Below are 20,371 nucleotides of genomic sequence, written 5' to 3'. Positions count from 1 at the left end.
CAATTTTATGGCTCACTTTACCAAATTTTGTTTAACTTTGCATAGATTTCAACCATTATATATAATAATGTGTCCGGGATTGTGAAACTAATCATAACTCAAAATTATATTACGTAAAAAGTATGAAAAAAAATCTTTTCTGCCTCCTTGCTGTCGTGTGCACCATGTGCCTTATGACAGCCTGTAGTGATGACAAAGAAGAACCCTTTGTTGTACCCTCAAAGCCGGTAACATACACAACCGGCAATGGACTAAGCCTTAAAATAGATGACAACAGTCTGCAAAACGCTACGGCTACGTTCAATCCTGATGCCGCCAACCCGGACAAAGGCACTATCGTAATCAAGAACAACGGCTCGTCAAAAGGTGTGACACCCGGTGAAAACGACATAATACCCGGAACCGCCGTACTGACAATACCGGTTGAGCTTAACGCCACCGAAGCCGGTGCCACTTTCAGTGGACAAAGCGAAACAGAGTACTATACCTACAGCTATCAGGGCACTATGCGAAATCACGAAATGCGTATAAGCATATTTGACCTTGCATCAAAAAATCTGCATCGCCCCGACGCAGCAATGATATTCACCGACCTTAACGGCCTGACACTGACTTACAACGGCACTCCGCTTATCGGCAAAATGGTGACATTCACCCCCGATGCCGCCGACAACACCAAAGCAGTGCTCACTCTTGAAGGCGCACCCCTTGACATAACCTCGATTCTCGGACGCGCCAATGAAGCCGGCTTTGCTACTGCGGGTGTGCTTCCCGGATCGCCCAAGACAGACCTGAACGTAACTCTGACATCAGACCTTACCGAGTCGACCTTCAACGGCACAGGTGAGACCGAATACTGCACATTTGCCTACAGCGGCGTTCTGACCAACAAAACAATGAAACTCGACCTCACCGAAGTGAAGTTAAAAAACACCTCACTCGCCGGCACTGTATGGGTACCAACCGAAGAGCATCCTAATGAAATGGGCATGGTCGAAGGCTCAATATATGTCAACTGGGTATCGGATGCGACTTTTGACCCCGGATTTCCTCCGCAGATGTTCGTGACCATGGTATGCTCTATGGGACTTATTCCTATGCCTACTCCTGAAAATCCGGACAAAGTGATAGACCTCAATCAAGCACTTGCAATGTTCCTGCAAAAAGTTAGATTTACCGAGGACGGCAATATCATAGCAGACTATCTTGATGAAGAGACTATGGCTCCAGCAACATCACCCGCAGGCATAGCCCAATATGTTGTGACAGACAATAATTCAATTCTGCTCTTCCTGAACCCCGCCGCTATCGCCGCCGATGCCAACAAATCAAAGGCCGATGAGGGAGAAAACGACATGATTACAGAATTGCTCGGCCGCATCGACATGGAGCAACTGATAAATCTTGCGATGACACAATATCTTCCGATGCTGTCAAACGGAGTTCCTGTGCACTTTAATGCATCGGCCGACAACGGCATGAACATATATGTCGATACCGACTTCCTGCTTCCGATGCTCAAGATTGCCGCACCGGCTTTTGAAGACAAAGAGTTTGTTGACGCATTTGTGGCCAAGATGCTTGAAGGTACCGACCTCGGAATGTTCGGTGCTATGGCTTCAGGAGTATTTAAAAGCATACCTGCGGTTGTAGAGGGCACTTCGACTATAGAATTAGGACTAAGCCTGACAAAAGCAGAGTAATCAAACGAAAATAATTTATTAAAAATGCGGCTTCAAATGAAGTCGCATTTTTATTTTTGATTTTTCTTATTATATTTTTTGCAGAATAAAAAAAATATGCCTACCTTTGCAGTGTCAAAAGTGACAACAACATCATTGACATGGCGATTTAGTGTAGTGGCCTAGCACGCCACCCTCTCACGGTGGAGACCCGGGTTCGATTCCCGGATTCGCTACTCGCCTTTAGCAAGAGCATCGGATGATTTCGATGCTCTTGCTGTTTATAAAACAAGCCGCCATCCTCACCCTGCTTCCGGGGGCCAAAATAGGTTATAGAATTTAAACATACTCTATGTTTGTAGGTACCAATACCACATAGTCCGCAGACCGAAAGCTATACGGACATAGCCTGACATCGTAGAACAAACAAGCATAAACGGCCTATCTATCATCAGTCTGCAATAGCGCAACGTCTGTATACAGCCCTTACACTTCGCCCATAATATAAATACCTTTCGAATTCTTCGGAAATTGCAAACTACGAGCAAATTTGGGTCGCCTTTCGGGGGCTTTGTACGTATCAGGATAACGGACTTTATATCTGCCGCATACGCCGCACCGGGATTGGTTATCACCGACATGGTCTTCATATCCAGTGAATTAAGCTGAGCGAGTTCCTGAAGGTCATTGACCTTGCGCCCGTTGACGTATATTTCAGGAGAAGCATCAATAACTTTCTCATATAGCGCGTATTTTATTGTTTCTTTAGTTCAAGCAGGGCGTCTATAAGACTGCCGTCCATATCGATGCCTTTTTCTTCCAGTTTGCCACTTATCATCCGCTTGGTCTCCCCAAGTACGTTGGAATCAAGATCTTCCCATGCAAAAACCTCGGAACAATCGTCATTGGCTGTGACGCGGGCATTGCGTTCTATCCTGTTACCGACTGAATCCGCCACATAATATATGATGACGGCTTGGAATCTGTTGTCTTCAAATGCCTGAACATCAGACAACCCCACGTACTCCACATCAGAGATTGAATCAAGACGTGTCAGCACTGCTTGTTCAAGATTTCGGTCTCGACGGTCTCCTTTGCCCATGGAGCATGAGGCAAGGAGGGAAGCAACCATCAAAAAAACGATGGTGCAGGAGGTAATTTTTGTTTTCATTTCACATCAGGTTTTAATAATTTTGTTTGCAATCAAACGAAGCGTCATACGACGATTACAGATGCGAAATTACGTACAAAGCGATTTTAACTCCAAATACAACAGTCTTAACACGCAAGATGCAACCGACTGAAAATCAGCGGTTGCATTTCTTAAAAGTCTTAATACTGCCTCATGCGGTCTTAATGGATTCTTAACTTCGGCGCTGACTTAGCAGAAACCGGACAATATCCTCCTTCTCGGGCACTCCGAGCTTCTTCCTTATCGATGATTTTCTGACATAGACAGTGGAGGTGGTCTGCCCTGTTATCACACTGATTTCCTTTGTCGAAAATCCGGCCACCATAAGGACTATTATCTGCTCTTCTTTCAGACTAAGAACGTCGCCATACTTGTGGTGGAGGGTTGCATAGAATCCGGAATAAAGGTTGTCAATCATCTCAAAGACGTTTGACCAGTCGACAAGTTCACCGTTTATCTCTCCGTCGATGGAGGAAATTTTACGCAGCATTTCCCGGTTCTGTTCTGTCGGAGTTTCCGCCACCATCTTGATAATGCCCAGTTGCTTCAGCATGGCGCTGCGCAGTGCCGCCGAACCCTTGATTTCGGAATCCGGCACAGCGGGTGTGGCCTTATACTCGTCGACCATCTTCTGCAGCGCTTCGATACGCTCCTCATTTTCACGCTCGCGTAAACGGCGTATTCTTATAATCCATATAGCGCCGACCATGACAACCAACGTAACAAGACTTATTATAAGGATAATCACTGTCTTGTGTTCACTCTCGGCTTTCAGTGCCAAAGCACGGTTCTGCTGACGCAACGCGCCACGTTCCGACTCCCACTGCGAGGCTTTCACGCGATTGAAGCGTTCATTCTGGCGATTGTTAAGGCCGTTAATGTGCATCAGCTTTATACGCCCCGTCTGCTTGAAGTCGATAATTGCATGGAGCAGATTGCTGTAACTGCGATAATAGGCGTCATCGTCTTTTCTCAATTTGCCTGCTACACTGTCGGCCAATGCAAGGTTTCGCGCGGCCCTACCGACATCGCCGGAGTTAAGCGCGTTTATGGCATACTGGAAATACAGCAGGTCAGCCGCTCCGTTGCCGGGCCCCGCCTTACGGAATATCTCCCCGATCAGCTCATCGCTTTCGCCGCTTCTGCTGTTTTCCGTCAACAATTGTGCCCGTTCAAGTTCAAACAGAAATTGCTTGTCGCCCCACCTGTTGTCGCGGGCATAGTCTATCAGCTCATCCACAAGATAAAGCGCGGAGTCTGTCTCGCCGGCATATTCATAGGCCGATAAAAGCATGTACCGAGCCTCTGTCTTTCTCATAGAATCCGTCTCCAGTTCATGAAACTTTTTCGCGTACGGGATAAGCTCTTTACCCTGATACTCGGAAGCTCCGAGCAATACGCGGACCCTGAGTACCTGCAACATCAACGAGTCGGGCACGTCAGGCAATTCCGCAAGGGAGTCAAGCATGGCCAAGGCTCCGGGAGTATCGCCGACCCAGAACTTATACCAAGCAAAGACCATACCGCTCCTGATGTCTCTCACAACGTCTTTCCCCCGATAATACTCGTGGGCGTAACTTATAAGTGAATCGCCAATCATGGAACGGTTGCGCTTCAAGTGTCCGTACCCTTTCAGGAAATGGTATTTAGCCCGCAGAGAATCGATTTTCAGTTCAAAAGGATCTATAGCATCCAAGATTGACAGTGCGCTGTCGGTATTGCTGCGCATCGTCTGTTGGGCCCGGTCAATCTCTTCATCGTATCGTGACATTGACTTCGAACATGAAACAATGCCCAATACAACAATAGCCGTCAACACATATATTAATTCTCTCATTATTTGTGGTTTAAAAGCGGATGCATCATTTTTTATCGCGCCGGTCCCCGGATATATAAGCGCTGTTCACACGATAGACAAGAATTGTCACTATAATAACAAATATGATTGCCAATGCCCCGGCACAACCGCGCATGAAGTACCATAATTGCCATGAGACATTATCCACCAAGAATATCATACTAATCAGAATGGCAATAGCTACTCCGATAAGGCAAAGAGCGATACGCTTTAACCTTAAATTTGCCGGAGTATTATATAGCTTTTTAAGTTCTTTCCTGTCCATATGCGCATATTTAAAATAGTTTGTCGGTTCCGGTCGTTCAGAGGCCGTTCTACGTGCAAATTTAATAAATATCGATGATTATGCAACTATAATCAATAGCTATACAAAGCAGTTGTTAAACGGCAACTACTTTGTGGTAGGGACACTTGTACAATGACGTCCGGCTGCGACCCGCATGCTTCTCGAAATAGCTATGATTTGTAGTGACAAAAAAACGGTTAACTTCATAGGTTCGATTATTGTGGTGACATAAACAAAATTATTCCCAGCACAATATACATGTCATAAAAAAGCACCAATATGGCGAGAGCCTGCAAATGCTCACAGATTGAATGGCCATGTCCGTACGGCCGCAACCCTTATGGCCATCCGCAACCGCTTTGACCGCATGACCATCCGGATAAGCTGGTGCCGTACTACTGGCGCCCCTACATGCCTGCTGTATTATAATGGGTCAGCGCCTGCTGTTTTTTCAACACAAGAAAACCCGCTGAAATTCAGCGGGTTAACACCTTGCGGAGAGGACGAGATTCGAACTCGTGGTAGGATTGCTCCTACGTCAGTTTAGCAAACTGGTGGTTTCAGCCACTCACCCACCTCTCCTTGCGTGGGTCTTTTCTGACTTAGCGGTGCAAAGTTATGCAATGTTTTCGACTTGTCAAAATTTTTAGCTCAATAATTTTGATGTTTTATCAACAATAGCCGGTACCTACTCTCAATATAAGATAAATAAGACTCTGTATCAGAATGTAATTTGAGTAAAAAACGACAAAGTAAGCATAGATATTGCGTCAGACATTACCATAACATTATAACCGGCGCGTGGCCCCAACATAAGCATGTCGGCAATACGACAGGGGAAACCAAGCGTGGCATCGCAATCAAAAGCCCATCGTCCACAATTGTACCCTCCCTGTCCCCAAACCCGGGATACACCGATGACGATATCGCTTTCAATGCCCCATCTTCCGCCCAAAGACATACCATAAGATGCTCCTGCCGACAATCCGGCAGAGTCAAGCAGTCCGAAAAATTGGCCAGACCGATATACCGGCAATGACTGCACCTTCAATGCAGCAAGCAGCCCAAGATGTTCGTTCAGCGGATATATGACATGTGCTTTTGCCGAAAATCCGGTACGTAGCGACAAACCCTCCCCTATATCGGATAAGGGAAATACAGCTACTGTAGCGTAGTCAAATGCGGCAAGACGCTCATAGGACATATGGGGCAGCTTCAGTGGGGCATCGTGAAAGAAAAGTCCGCCTAACCAATAACCAAGCTCAGCCGAGGCGACACCTATAGCAGCTCCGGCCAATACATCGCGCGGAAGATGACGCCGGGCCATTATACGCTGCATACCCACAGCCGATGCCATTGCATGAAATCCCGTCACCGACCACGGGGAGAAGCGATAAAGCTCACGGGCCCCTATCGAACCGAGATTGTAGGCCCAAGATGTATGACGGCTCGGAAACGAATCATCGCCTGACCCATCGGGACGTCTTTCGGTCACCGTATGTTTCAGCACCTCGGTAATGCCGACGTTAACAGCAAATGCCGTACCGGCCTGCACCACGCTCTTCAACGGACTGCGACTATGTGACAGACTATCCGGTTTTTCTGCCGCATGCAGCGACACAGCAGCTAACGCAAACACGGATAATAAAATACATTTTAACTTCATATACAGGATTTACATACAAATGTAGTCCAATTATTTCCGTCATTCAAATAAAAATTGCATAAATTTGCAACATAACCATTAACAATCCATGTCACAGGAATAATACAGAATAAAACATGCGTATCATACTATATATAATAGCTGTGTTTCTGACTGCCGGATGTTCATACTCAACCCAGTATATAAGAAGTCTTGACGATGCCGAGCGGTTAATGGCTGAAAATCCGGAAAAAGCGTTTGACCGGCTCAACCTAATCGATGTATCACAGCTTCACGACTCGTCCACAGTGGCGCGTTGGGCTTTATTATATAGCGAGGCAATGGCCGCCCGCAACCTGCATGCGCCGTCAGACTCAATAATCAATATTGCTATTGAATATTACGGAGCACACAGAATTGACGACAAATACCGTAGAGCGCAAGAGGCGAAACGCGCTTTAACCGGCTCTGTAAATGTTGAGGGCAATGCGTTGGTGACAGCCCTTTATCTTCAAAAGGAGAAAGAGTTTATGCTTTATAAAGAGCGTGCTAAACACAACCGACGTTTATTATACGGTCTGTTGCTTCTGTCGCTTGCAGCAGGCATAATAGTATGGCAACGACAACGTTTAAAAATAAGATCGGCACAGACAGCAGTGCTTATGGCCGAAGCCTCGGCATTAAGAAGCGACATCAGCAACAACCGGAAGGGAATGACCGTTATGGAAAATAAGCTGAAGCATCTATTTGATACCCGCTTCAACCTTATTGATTCGCTTTGCGATACATATTACGAAGCACAGGGAACTATTGCCGAGCGCAAAGCTATTGCCGACAAGGTAAAACGGGAGATAGACCTGATAAAAAACGACCCGGTAATAATAGCCGACATGGAAAATACGGTCAACGATTGTCGTGACAATCTGCTATATAATCTAAAAAAAGAATACAGCGATTTAAAACCATCGGAATACCGGCTTGCATTGTATCTTGCATGCGGGTTATCAAACCGCACCATAAGTCTGTTGCTCGGGGAGAGCATCGAGGTTGTATACAAACGTAAATCACGTCTTAAAAATCGCATCAACAACAAAAACGCACCCCATCAAACTGATTTTGCCGGTATTTTCAAGCAAAAATAGCTGTGGTCAGACAATCACGTCACGTTTCACCATAACTAATTAGAAACAAAAGCATTACACACAGCACGGTCAGACTTTTATTTTGGCAAATGAGGCATTGTCTAAGTAATTTTGTAAAAAAAAATTGCGACAATGAACTTAAACTTCAAGTACGTCACATTAACGGCATTTATGATACCGTTAATGTCTCTGGCCCAAAACGACGAACTGTCAGACTCTATCACAAAACAGTTGCAGGAAATAGTTATAACAGCAAAGCAACCGGCAACACGTCTTGACGGCACAACTCTCGTAACAACTGTAAGCGGTTCAGGACTGCAACACATCGGCACGGCACTTGACGTGCTTGCACAATTACCGATGATGCAAGTCGAAAACACAGATGTATCAGTCAGCGGTAAAAACGATATCGAAATCTATATAGACGGACGTCCGGTGCACGACACAAAGGAGTTGCAGCACCTGCTATCATCCGATATGAAAAAAGTGGAGCTACTTATGTCGCCGGGCGCCGAATATAAAAGCACCGTAGGCGCTGTCATAAAAATCACCACACAACGTAACATTATCAAAGGGCTGTCGCTTACAGCCATATCGCAGTCACAGCACCGCCGCAAGTGGTCACTATCACAAACAGTCGACGTTAATTACAGAATCAGCGGATGGGACATATTTGCATACGGTGATTTTTCCCACAATAACAGTTTAACAAAAGGCTCCTCCATAAACAGACTTATATATAATGGCGAGACGACGACTATAGGAAGTACACAGAACAACAATTATAAAGCAAATGCATCATCAGTGAAAGCCGGCTTCAATTATACTGACGGGAAACAATCACTCGGAGCATACTACAACCTGAATCCCGAGCATAGCGACTTCACAAATAACGGTACGGAATGGCTTAACGATTCTCATCCCGAAGAGCGCTGCATAACCCGCAATACGAAAGCAGGGAGCCACATGGTGTCAGCATATTATGACAATACTGTCGGCAATAAGTACCACTTACACTTTGACGGCGACTTCAGGTCAGCATACATCGATAACGACGTCACAACATCATATCCCAATGCGGAATTATCGCTTGTAAAATCAACCGATCACAACCGCTCGACTCTTTGGGCTGGAAAACTGTACTGCGACTTTCCGCTTCTGAAAGGCAATTTCTCTGCAGGTGCACAAAGTTCCTTCACTCGTTCAAGCCTCGATTATATTATGCGGAATCCGGAAATAGACAGTTATGTGCCATCGTCGTTATCCGCATCAAGACAGATATCGGCCGGTATGTTTGCATCATGGGCTTACATGACCGGGAGGTGGAGCATGTCGCTTGGTGCAAGATATGAATACAGTGACTACACTTTCACACTTAACAATGTAAAAGATAACAACATCAGCCGCACAGACCATATGTTCACTCCCGACATATCACTCGGTTACACTTTCAGCCCTACGGCCCAGCTCAATATCAGCTACAATACGGCTACCGTAAAACCACCCTATGCACGTATTACCGGCAGCAGGAATTATGTAGGCATACACGAACTCGAAGGAGGAAATCCCGGACTAAGAGACGAGACCATGCACAACCTTCAGATATTCGGCATGTGGAAAAACTTCATTCTTCAGGCCGATTATGTATACTCGAACGACAGCTATGCCTTTGTCAAACAACTATATGAAGCCCCAACACTTCAACTTCTGCTTCATCCGATAAACATCGATGTGTCATCGGTGAACCTGTATCTTATCTGGAGCAATACATTCCGATTCTGGCGGCCCGACTATACCATAGGATTATATCGCCAATGGCTCAATATCGATGAGATAAAATATGACAAGCCCATTTTCTCATATTATTTTGCCAACACATTCACCCTTCCACATGACATCGCAATAACCGCCAATTTAAGCGGACAGACCGAAGGTGACATGCACACCAACCGCTTCAACACAACTTGGTTCACCATGAACGCATCAGTAAGCAAAGCCTTCCTCAACAAAGCACTGACTGTAAAAATATCGGCTACAGACATATTCAATACTGCCAACAACAACTGGACCATGTATACCTATGGCATATCGTTTGACAAGCGACAAAGCTACGACCGACGCGGCATAACGCTTAATGTAGCCTACCGTTTCCGACCGCAAAAGAGCAAATACAAAGGCAAAGCCGCCTCTGAAGCCGAGCTAAAACGTCTTTAGTTATTTTTTCAGTATATTTGCAGAATGAATATATCAAAGGCAAAGATGTCAGCTGACAAAGCAAACCTCGACACGCACAAAACCGTCGAAACATGGCAGGATGAGCTTAGGCTCGTAGCCCATAGCGAAAAAATACCCGACCTTATGCGTTTTTTCAAGACAGGTCGGGGCGAATACGGCGAAGGTGACATTTTCATAGGTATTTATGTACCAGACAACCGCAGGATTTCAAAAGGTTATGCAGTGTTGTCATTATGCGAAATTGGCAGAATGCTCGACAGTCCAGTCCATGAATTCCGGTTGGCAGGCTTTCTCGCTCTTGTAGAAAAATACAGAAAGTCACCACAGTCTTATAAAGGCGAAATAGCCGACTTCTATTTCGCCAATTGCCACAAAGCCAACAACTGGGACCTTGTGGACTTAAGCACAGAGTACATACTCGGGGTCGAGTACGCCAATGGCAATAGACTTGAGGAACTTAACACCCTCATCAATTCCGATAACCTGTGGCGTCAACGCGTAGCAATGGTAGCAATGCTTACTCCGGTGAGGCAGGGCATACTCGACCTGCCGTTAAGCGTGGCCGACATGCTTCTTGAGCATCCACATAATCTTATGCAGAAAGCCGTCGGATGGGTGCTGCGGGAAGTGGGCAAAAAAGACATGGCCCGGCTTATTGATTACATCAACATAAACATACATCGCATATCGCCGGTAACCCTCAGTTACGCCACCGAAAAGATGAGCAAAGACAAACGCGACGCTCTACGCCTTATGCGGAGACAATACAAAAAGCAGATATTGCCTGTTCGGTAGATTTTCCGTAAGTTTGTACAAAATATCCATTTATGGCTACAAGTTATCTACAGGTTGAAAATCTGACAAAAAGCTACGGCGACCGCATGCTATTCCGTGACGTCACTTTCGGGGTATACGAGGGTGACAAAATCGGTATTATAGCTAAAAACGGTACCGGAAAATCAACCCTGCTCAACATAATTGCCGGCAAAGAGAGTCCTGACTCCGGCAATATAACCTTCAGATCGGGACTCCGAGTAGGTATACTGGATCAGACTCCCCTCTTTCAGAAAGATGACACCGCTCTCGGCTACTGTATGCGCGACACAGAGCACCTGCACGTAGATGAACATGACGTATGGACTTACGAAGACCGCGCACGGCAGATGCTGACCCAGCTCGGTATAACAGACGCCGACAGCCCCGTATCCACCATGTCAGGCGGGCAATCCAAGCGCGTGGCTCTCGCGAAAGTCATACTCGGCAATCCGGACCTGATAATACTTGACGAGCCGACCAATCATCTTGACATAAAAGTAATCGAATGGATAGAGAACTATCTGACTCGCTCACGCATGACGCTGCTCATGGTGACCCACGACAGATATTTCCTTGACCGCGTTACCAACAAAATAATCGAGATTGACCGCGAAAGCATATATACCTACGACGGCAATTACGATTACTACCTGCGACGTCGGCAGGAACGCATAGAAGCCATGAGTGCGGAACTTGCCAAAGTAAAAAACACTCTGCGAAAAGAGCAGGAGTGGATGCGGCGTCAGCCTCAAGCCCGCGCTGGAAAGGCAAAATACCGTATTGATGCATTTTATGATCTGAAAAGCAGGTCAAGAATAAATCTGTCGGAAGACAATGTAGAACTGAATGTCAAGTCATCGTACATCGGATCAAAAATATTCGAAGCCAATGGTGTAAACAAGCGTTTCGGTGAAAAAATCATACTTGACGATTTCACATACACATTTGCCCGATATGAGAAAGTAGGCTTAATCGGTCCTAACGGTGTTGGCAAATCCACGTTTATCAAGATGCTCCAAGGCATCGTCAGCCCCGATAGCGGAGAGTGGAACGTAGGTGATACGGTACGTTTCGGCTATTACAGTCAGGAAGGCATATCGTTTGACGACAATAAACGGGTAATCGACGCCATCACGGAAATAGCCGAAGACATTGTCGTAAACGGTGATGTACGGTACTCACCCATGCAGTTCCTAACCCATTTCCTTTTCTCACCCGCCGACCAACAGAAGTATATAAGCACTCTAAGCGGTGGCGAACGCGCACGTCTTCATTTGGCATCAGTACTTATGCGTTCGCCCAACTTTCTTGTGCTCGACGAGCCTACCAACGACTTGGATATAATGACCCTCGGCATACTCGAGGACTACCTGCGCAACTTCAACGGCTGCCTTATTGTAGTCAGCCACGACCGTTTCTTCCTTGACAGCATCGTCGATCATCTTTTTGTTTTTGAAGGCGACGGCGTGATAAAAGATTTTCCGGGAGGTTACACTGATTATAGGACTTGGCTTTCCGAACATACAGAGAACTCAGCCCCAGCCAACAAAACCTCAGAAGCTAAAGACAACAGACCGCGGCGTGAACGCAATGAAGCCAGAATGACATTTAAGGAACGTCGCGAATTTGAACAGCTTACAGTGGAAATAGAGCAACTCAACAATGAGAAATCAACACTTGAAGCAATCTTCAAGAGCGGAGAGGCAGTCAAAGACATCATTGAGAAATCAACACGTTACGAAGAAGTCAAGACTCTGCTTGATGAAAAAGAACTACGCTGGCTCGAACTCTCGGAAAAAGAATAAACTATATAAATAAGTTAATAAGCTAAAAGTTATATATAATTTGTAACATCTAATTTTATTTCGGAATCGCCATCTTTTACCTCTATAAAATACAGTTCAATATTCTGAAATATACCTCTGTCTCCTAATGGCAAGCCTTTTAAACAATAGAAATCCTTAGGTTTTAAAAATCTAATATGCGATTTATTTTTTATAAAAAAACTTCGAGCAAATTCATGTTTTTTCTTTGTGTCACTATCTTTTAACATATCTGCTTTAGATACATTGTATATAAAATCTGGTTTAGGAGGATGCCCTACTATAAAACCCTTAACAATATAATCTTCCAATTTATAACACGACAATAGATGTAATATCATATTCGTTTTAATAAAAGAAGATAGGATTTGAGTCTTAGCCTTATAAAAAATTTCAGTACTGAATCCTGATTTCAATTCAGTTATGAACATATATTTCTTACCACCGTGCTCAAATATTATTACTCCATCACAATCCTTACAAAATAATTCATTTTTAGTAGATTTTTGGAAAAAGGCTGTCATATCTTTTGCCAAAGTAGAATCGAAATAATTAAAATCAGAATTAATCCATGTTACTTTACGCACTGTAGCCTTTTCATCATATTCCAAAATATCAATCGCCCCTTTCCCTATTAAAGAGGGATAACGTGTTAATATTTTTGATAGTTTTTCACAAATTGCCATTATATTTAGATATTATCAATATATTCATCAATAATCGAAACGCTCTCAAAATCAGACATAATGGTTTTATGGAAAGAATCAAACGGTATCATACTATCTTTTAATACATCCAATTCGAAAATTTGTGAAGATTTATCTTCTCTTTGAGTCAAATAATATGCTTTTATCATATCAGGATCAATCAAAGCTTCAAAATATATACCTAATTTTTTTAATATCAGAGATATATCTTTTTTATTTTGCTTATATATTTTAAACAGCTTAATAAGAAGATTTAATCTTTTAATAAAATAATCGCTATGCGTAGTAATCTGCATATGACATCCCCGTGACAAAGTATATCCAATAAGATCCGCCACATGTTGTTGACGTTCAGGATGTAGATGCGCCTCAGGCTCATCTAACAATATAGATGTCCGTGAAAGATTAAACCGATTTAACAACATTGTAAATGGAGCTAATTCCTTTACAGAAGAGGCAGCAGCAGTCAATGGCATCTCTACTCCATCTAATGTTGTATAGATTATATTATTATCAGATTGAGACAATCTACCATTATTAACAATATCTAAAATATCAGTTAATATCGGATCTTCTTCTTTCTCTTTGGTAATTGGAGTTCTATACAACTCTGATTTTAAAGATATGAATTGTTCATACATTCCACTTTTAAAAACAGGATTACCTTGCAACTCCATCAATGCACCACGAGATGATGGCAATATGCAATCTTGAGGAAAATTCTTAAAACTTCCAAATATAGAAGCTGAAAGCTCAGCACGGAACAATGTTTCAAATACATACGCACCTATATTAGGCGTATCACCTAACAAACTATAAGAATAATTTTTTGCTTTAATGCGATATATCAATTCTTCCTTATTCGTTAGGCCTCCCATCTCCTCAAAATAACTGAATTCAATATATTCATCACTAAAAGGCCATTTAATATCCACTTTACCACTAAATTTCTCATGGCCAATCATATACCCTATAAATGTTATAGCATCTTGATTAATCCAATTAAATATATCCTGCACTTTAACTCGAAGAATTATATCCCCAGATTTTTTCCCATTTAACAATTCATCATAATTGAATTGCTTAAAATATTCTTCAAGTCTGTTGCTTCCAAGAATTGTATAGATATAATGAGTAAGAAAAGCCACATAGCTTTTACCAAGTCCGGAATTTCCTACGAACAACATAAATGGACGTACAACAACTTCAGCATCCGTTATCGCACCAAGTCTACTTATTTTTATCCTTACTTCATTCATGGAATATAATTGTTATTAAATTAATTACAAAAATAGCATTTAAAATTTGAATTGTACTATTTCTCATTTCAAATTTTAAATAAATTAGTATATTTAGGCAGTCATCTAAATTTTAAATAAATCTTCTTATTTCTAAACAGATTACATAACCCATCTTATAATATAGAACATTATTCAATATTTCATATACTGTAAAGCCCTACATCATTAAAGCTATCAGGGTGTATAATCATGAAATAAGTACGTTTAATGTAGCGATTAATCGAATCCCCCCAAATATTAAGATTGTCATCATCCACTTCATAATATTCAATCTCAACAATTGCATACTTAATATCATCACCACAATCATAAATCCATGAATTATAATTGCATGAGTAAATAATACATCTAAATATATGCCAATGACAATCTACTCCATCCGAGATGTTGATAGTATAATATCGCATCAGCGACGGCGGCGTTCTTTGAGGATAACGTAAAGGATGACGGGAGCGCCTATGACAGGGGTGACTGCATTGACAGGCAGTATTCCGCCTCCGGGGAGCAACGATATCAGATTGCACGACATAGCAACAAGCGAGCCGATAAGAAGCGTGGCGGGCATGAGCACACGGTGGTCATCGGTACGGAAAACCAGACGGGCTATATGAGGCACCGCCAGTCCGATAAACGCCACAGGACCGCAATATGCGGTGATGACCGACGTCAATAATCCTGTAGCAAGCAGCAGGCGATTGCGCACACTCTTCATGTCCACTCCGAGATTGCGGGCATAAGAGGTTCCGAGTAAAATTATGTTCAACGGTTTTATAAGCAATATTGCCATAAAAATACCAGCAAGTGTCATAAACGAGAATACAGGCATCTGAGCCATGGAGACCCCGTTGAAGTTACCCATGCCCCACATAACATAGCCTTGGACCCCCTCTGCCGTAGCGGCAAAATTCAACAGCATTATCACTGATGAGGCGAGATAGCCTATCATAATACCGGTTATAAGCAGCATAAGGTCGTTTTTCAGCCATGCCGACAATAACAGAAGCAACCCCATTATGGCAAGACTTCCAAAGAAAGCACCTATCATAACCGCTACATAACCTCCCCATGAAAAAGCCCCGGCCGAAACCGAACCGCCGAGCAGAAGCATAACCACAGCCACTCCAAGACTCGCACCTGAATTTATGCCTAATATAGAGGGGCCGGCCAACGGATTTCGAAAAGCGCTCTGAAGCATCAGACCTGACACGGCAAGCCCCGCTCCGGCAAGCAATGATGTAAGCGCAAGCGGCAACCGGCTCCCCAATACGATAAACCGTACCGCATCAGCAACTCCGTCACCGCCTGACAGGATGTGAAGCACATCGCGCGCAGGTATAGGCACCGACCCGACAAACAAGGTCAGAACAAATAGCGCGGCCACACACGCCGATATGACGAAAAACTTCACTGTCACCTATCTATTCAATAAAAAGTTCCGTAAAATACCGGTTGCCCTTCACCTGCGACAGTTCGGGATGACAGAGCATTATAAGGTCGTTAAGCAGCCATTGCGGATGAAACGGCACCTCTTCATAAAACCTCACTTTGCCGGTATTGCAACCATACACTCTTTTATTCTTAAACGCATCAAACTCACGGTATATTGCATTATCGCGTCCGAGTTCATCCAAAGTCTTGTCTACAGGCTGTGAATAACGTATGGCCCAGACATCGGCATCCTGCGCCTTATACAGCACTTCCTCAGCCGAAAGGCCTATGCTACCGCTGCGTTTGTATTCATCAAAAGGATTTGTGCCTCCTGCGTCTTCAATAAAGCGGCCCATTGTCGACACCGCCCCCGGCACATACCATGACTGTCCGTAAAGCCGGTCAATCAAAACTTTCGGACGATGCCTAACTGTGTCAACAAGAGCGGCCAAAGCATTATACTCCTTTACGGTATGGCTGAAAAGGGTGTCGGCAAACTCCTTACGTCCGAAAAGCATTCCGTAGAATTTCATCCATTCTGCACGGGCAAGCGGCGATATCTCCATATAGTCGGCACATTCTATTATAGGTACACCAAGTTGCCCCAACTTACCGTAACCACCCGAATTTTCAAACGGAGACAGCAGTATAGCATCAGGCGACAGGCTTATGATGCGCTCTATGTCGGGTGACATACTGTTACCGCAATCCATAACCGCCCCGTCGGCAATACGCTTCTTAAGTGACCGTTCGTGAATATACTGGGCGTCACAGACTCCTTTAACAGCATTCACAGCTCCCAGCTCACAAATCAGACTATTATGCACCGAAGAGTATATCAGCGCGGCGGAGAGCGGAGTGCGCACAACAGTGCCTGCAGGCAACCGCTTGGGCAACGGCTCCGATGCCGGCACCAGAATATATGTATTCAATATTTTTGTGCTATCCCACGGATTGCTGACGGAAACCTCAGTGAAATCTTCATGAGTCACTATTGTCAGAAGACGCGCATAATCCAACGACAACGTATCACCCTGCGAAACAGCAGAAGAGGCACTGCCGCCTCCGCAAGATACGAAGGCCGACAATGCCAGCATTACAGCAAGCGACTTTAATACAGTCACTGTATTCATATGAATTATTAATTAAAGAATACGGCAGCTTTAGGGTTCTGGCCGCCGCAGTCAAATTTCTCAACAAACGTACCGTCTTTTCTGAATCGATACATAGTGCCGTTACCATCAGCAAATAAAGTGGTACCTATATATATATCACCATTCTCAGGATTGACAGACATCATGGATATACTCTTGTTAATGAGTTCGGCAGGAGCGTCTTTTAAAAATGATGAGCCGACAAGCTTACCGGCCTTTATGTCGTAGTAGCTGAAAGTATTGGTAGAGATACGGGTGCTCCAGTCGGTACGCGAATCAACGAGATAGATCACATCGTCGCCGGCGGCCATGTCAGTAGCATAACCCAATTTGCTCACTTTATTATTGTTCTTAGGCTCTATAAACTGCAATACGTAGCTTTCGTCAAAATAATCCCATGAAATCAAGAATACATTATCATCCTCCTCGACAAGCTTATTGGGGTTCTGAGCCACTGTCAACGTCTCTTTAAGCGAGAAAGTCTTCAGGTCTATGACCTTGACCTCCTTTTTATATACGTAATCGTTTTTATTGGTTGCCGGATTGAAGACAATCTCATAAGAATTGGCCACATAAAGATTATCATCGCATATGACAACACCTTCAAGATTAGCTCCGAGCCCGTTAAGTTTAGCCTTTACTTCAAGTGTAGCGGCATCAATCTTTGCCACAATACCTCCATAGAACGAAGCATATATATATCCGTCCTCAGCGGCTATATACCGTACACCTCCACGCAGGTCGGGATCTGACGAAAACAGAGTGCGCTTCTCCTGAACACATGCGGCATTCAGTTTGGCTATGTAATTGGAACCGTACACCGATACGTATATGCTGCCGTTGTAGCGGATCATACTCTGACCGGTATCACCCAGACGGCTTTCATTCTGACGATAAAAAATGTCGTCGATAAAGTCGCCGTTTTGAGGATCATAGAATGCTATACCTGCATTATTTGAATCGATAGAACCTTCATTAAGAATATAGACACGTGAGTCAGGTAACTCAACCTTGGAGTCGCCATCGTCCCATTCATTGTCATTATCGCCACAAGACACCATCATGGCGCCTAAACCGAGTGTACACAAGGCACCCAATAGAAAACTTCTGATTCTCATAAAATAAAATTTAAATTGTTATGTTAGTTAGAATATGAATGTACCTGTAAGCCTCCAAGACCTCCCGGGCATAGGATAGAACTTTATTACGTCATACTGGCAGTCGGTCAGGTTGACAAGTTCACCAAGAAGTTTAAGATGACATGTTCCTAAATCAATTTCGCGCGACAAAGTAAGAGTATGTTCGGCATAGCCGGCAATTTCGTTAACCGGTATGTTTTCCGACATATAATATCGCTTGCTTACCGCTACTATCGAATATCCGACATTCAACCACGGCGTTTCGACTATACCTGATGCATTGCCGCTATGTACAGGCGTGTACGGCAACAAGTCCTTGTATGTCTTGGCATCACGGTCAGAGAGGTCTACGGCACGCTGCCACGTATAGGCTCCTGACAGTATAAGTTTCAATCCGCGCGTAAACGAGAGTGCCGTGGCCAGCGTCACATCCAGTCCGGTCACATGCACCTTTCCGAAATTTACCATGCGCCAAGCATAAGTGGTAGGGAAAGCGACGATCTTGTCGGTAACGTCATTATAAAATCCGTCAAGTGTGACCGACATATAATCCATTGCCGGAAAAAACGAGCGGCTCCAAGTGACGCCGACGTCAAATTCGTCAGCCTTTTCAGGACGCAATGTGCGATTTCCAAGACGAAAATAATATAAATCATTGAATGACGGGGTACGGAACGTGCTTTTATACATGGCCCTGAAAAAGAGCATTTCATCTTGCCACGGCTGTACATTGACCGACAAACCCGGTGACAAGCGTTTTATGTCGTGCGGGCTATCACCCTCTTTGACCGTTTCTGTAATATAAGTACCTACAAGAGTGCCAGTGACAGTAAACAATCTACGCTGCCATCTTATACTCAAAGCACTCAGCGAAGTGTACCGGTCAGGATAAGGACAGTCAATCATGGTACTCCTGAGTGTATTAATCAAACCGTCCTGCGCAAAAGCCACATTAAGTTCAGGCAACGGACGGTAAAGGCCGGTAGCCGACAGATAATACTCATTCTGCTTATGCACGGCATTGTACTCTCCGCCGGTAAACTGCGGACCATACTCCCTGTCACGGTTCCAGCCGTAATTATATTTACCTTGGACCTTAAATTCCCATTTCGGAGAAAACCGGCGACTGTATTTAACCTGCATAAAAGCATTCTTATCCCATAACGTTTCGGTAGACACAGGATTGTACAGGGTTACGGCTCCTGGCAATCCTCGCTTCGAGTAAAAATAATAGCCCTTCAGCTGAAGCTCACCTCCTTCAGGCAATGAGTAATACATATTGGCCTCACCATGCCAAGAGTCTATCGCAGAATTGTTGCGACGCTCCGTAGTGACATATTTGCCGTTGACCAATTTAAACGGATAGTTACCGTCAGCTCTAAGAAAACTGCCGTCAACCGACGTCACCACTCTGTCACTCAATTTCTGCCACCAACGAAATGACGGGCTGACATAGCCGAATGACCCGCCTTTAACCATCAGCCGAAAAGCCGACGAACGGTCATCGTCAAACACAGGACGCTCGGTACGGATACCCAATACCGCAGCCGAAGCATATAGCTTGGCAGCCTGAAGCATGTCGTCATTCTGTCCCACGGCAAGCGACAACATAGCCACATTGTCAAGAGAAAAGCGACCGATATCAATCTGACCGGCCTGACAGTTGCTTACCGGAGCACCGTCATAACTCACCGCAGTATGTGCCGCTCCCATATTGCGTACCGATACGGTCTTTAAACCGCCTATGCCGCCATAGTCCCTGACATTGGCACCGGCGAAACGCCTTACAGCATCGGCCATATTCTGTATGCCAAGCTGCGACATATCAGCTCCCGACAAAGTCTGGACGGGAATTGCCGATGATACCTTTATAGGCGAACGGCGGGAAGATACAGTGACTTCCTGCATGCGATGCACTTTACCGGTAATAGTGTCAGCATGCACCGGTACCGGAAAAGAAACA

At 44.4% G+C, this 20,371-nt stretch carries 14 protein-coding genes and 2 tRNA genes; 6 read left to right on the top strand and 10 right to left on the bottom strand.

Annotated elements, in window-relative coordinates; translation table 11 throughout:
- The first annotated feature begins 122 nt into the window (after positions 1–122).
- Positions 123–1,703 carry a DUF4925 domain-containing protein gene (locus FW767_RS06700; RefSeq protein WP_121699488.1) on the top strand — a complete coding sequence of 527 codons (1,581 nt, stop codon included), beginning with the start codon at positions 123–125 and terminating at the stop codon, positions 1,701–1,703.
- A 142-nt stretch (positions 1,704–1,845) separates the two neighbouring features.
- Positions 1,846–1,918 (top strand) — tRNA-Glu (locus tag FW767_RS06695).
- A gap of 518 nt (positions 1,919–2,436) precedes the next feature.
- On the opposite strand, the gene FW767_RS06690 is transcribed toward FW767_RS06695, so the two are convergent.
- From FW767_RS06690 to FW767_RS06675, 4 genes are all read right to left on the bottom strand, one after another.
- Positions 2,437–2,853, bottom strand: a complete 417-nt coding sequence (locus FW767_RS06690) for a hypothetical protein (protein WP_147438775.1) — start codon at positions 2,851–2,853, stop codon at positions 2,437–2,439.
- 193 nt (positions 2,854–3,046) lie between these two features.
- Positions 3,047–4,711 carry a helix-turn-helix domain-containing protein gene (locus tag FW767_RS06685; RefSeq protein WP_121699485.1) on the bottom strand — a complete coding sequence of 555 codons (1,665 nt, stop codon included), beginning with the start codon at positions 4,709–4,711 and terminating at the stop codon, positions 3,047–3,049.
- An 802-nt stretch (positions 4,712–5,513) separates the two neighbouring features.
- Positions 5,514–5,600: transfer RNA gene (locus FW767_RS06680), tRNA-Ser, on the bottom strand.
- 139 nt (positions 5,601–5,739) lie between these two features.
- Positions 5,740–6,657 carry a phosphatase PAP2 family protein gene (locus tag FW767_RS06675; RefSeq protein ID WP_205523846.1) on the bottom strand — a complete coding sequence of 306 codons (918 nt, stop codon included), beginning with the start codon at positions 6,655–6,657 and terminating at the stop codon, positions 5,740–5,742.
- Between the two features lie 143 nt (positions 6,658–6,800).
- Here FW767_RS06675 and FW767_RS06670 point away from each other — a divergent pair, with 143 nt between their 5' ends.
- From FW767_RS06670 to FW767_RS06655, 4 genes are all read left to right on the top strand, one after another.
- Positions 6,801–7,805: a hypothetical protein gene (locus FW767_RS06670; RefSeq protein ID WP_121699482.1), complete on the top strand. Its 1,005-nt coding sequence runs from the start codon at positions 6,801–6,803 to the stop codon at positions 7,803–7,805.
- A 171-nt stretch (positions 7,806–7,976) separates the two neighbouring features.
- Positions 7,977–10,019 (top strand): outer membrane beta-barrel family protein, encoded by a 2,043-nt coding sequence (locus FW767_RS06665; protein WP_205523845.1) that lies wholly within the window; start codon positions 7,977–7,979, stop codon positions 10,017–10,019.
- A gap of 45 nt (positions 10,020–10,064) precedes the next feature.
- Positions 10,065–10,835: a DNA alkylation repair protein gene (locus tag FW767_RS06660; RefSeq protein WP_205523844.1), complete on the top strand. Its 771-nt coding sequence runs from the start codon at positions 10,065–10,067 to the stop codon at positions 10,833–10,835.
- Between the two features lie 32 nt (positions 10,836–10,867).
- Complete coding sequence (locus FW767_RS06655) at positions 10,868–12,661, top strand: ABC-F family ATP-binding cassette domain-containing protein (protein WP_121699479.1); 1,794 nt, start codon at positions 10,868–10,870, stop codon at positions 12,659–12,661.
- A gap of 29 nt (positions 12,662–12,690) precedes the next feature.
- Here the strand turns inward: FW767_RS06655 and FW767_RS06650 are convergent, their stop codons facing one another.
- From FW767_RS06650 to FW767_RS06625, 6 genes are all read right to left on the bottom strand, one after another.
- On the bottom strand, positions 12,691–13,365 hold the full coding sequence (locus FW767_RS06650; protein ID WP_121699478.1) for a hypothetical protein: 675 nt from the start codon (positions 13,363–13,365) through the stop codon (positions 12,691–12,693).
- 5 nt (positions 13,366–13,370) lie between these two features.
- Positions 13,371–14,645 (bottom strand): AAA family ATPase, encoded by a 1,275-nt coding sequence (locus FW767_RS06645; RefSeq protein WP_121699477.1) that lies wholly within the window; start codon positions 14,643–14,645, stop codon positions 13,371–13,373.
- 448 nt (positions 14,646–15,093) lie between these two features.
- A complete protein-coding gene (locus tag FW767_RS06640; RefSeq protein WP_235898078.1) occupies positions 15,094–16,095 on the bottom strand; it encodes an iron ABC transporter permease in 1,002 nt (333 codons plus the stop codon).
- A gap of 10 nt (positions 16,096–16,105) precedes the next feature.
- A complete protein-coding gene (locus tag FW767_RS06635) occupies positions 16,106–17,248 on the bottom strand; it encodes an ABC transporter substrate-binding protein (protein WP_205523843.1) in 1,143 nt (380 codons plus the stop codon).
- Between the two features lie 8 nt (positions 17,249–17,256).
- Complete coding sequence (locus FW767_RS06630) at positions 17,257–18,387, bottom strand: YncE family protein (protein WP_121699474.1); 1,131 nt, start codon at positions 18,385–18,387, stop codon at positions 17,257–17,259.
- Positions 18,388–18,414: 27 nt separating this feature from the next.
- Positions 18,415–20,316, bottom strand: coding sequence for a TonB-dependent receptor plug domain-containing protein (locus FW767_RS06625; RefSeq protein ID WP_235898077.1), 1,902 nt, complete (start codon positions 20,314–20,316; stop codon positions 18,415–18,417).
- Between the last annotated feature and the right edge of the window lie 55 nt (positions 20,317–20,371).

This window comes from Heminiphilus faecis (assembly GCF_008728965.1).
Classification (GTDB): Bacteria; Bacteroidota; Bacteroidia; order Bacteroidales; family Muribaculaceae; genus Muribaculum; species Muribaculum faecis.
This window is presented reverse-complemented; position numbering and strand designations above follow the sequence as displayed.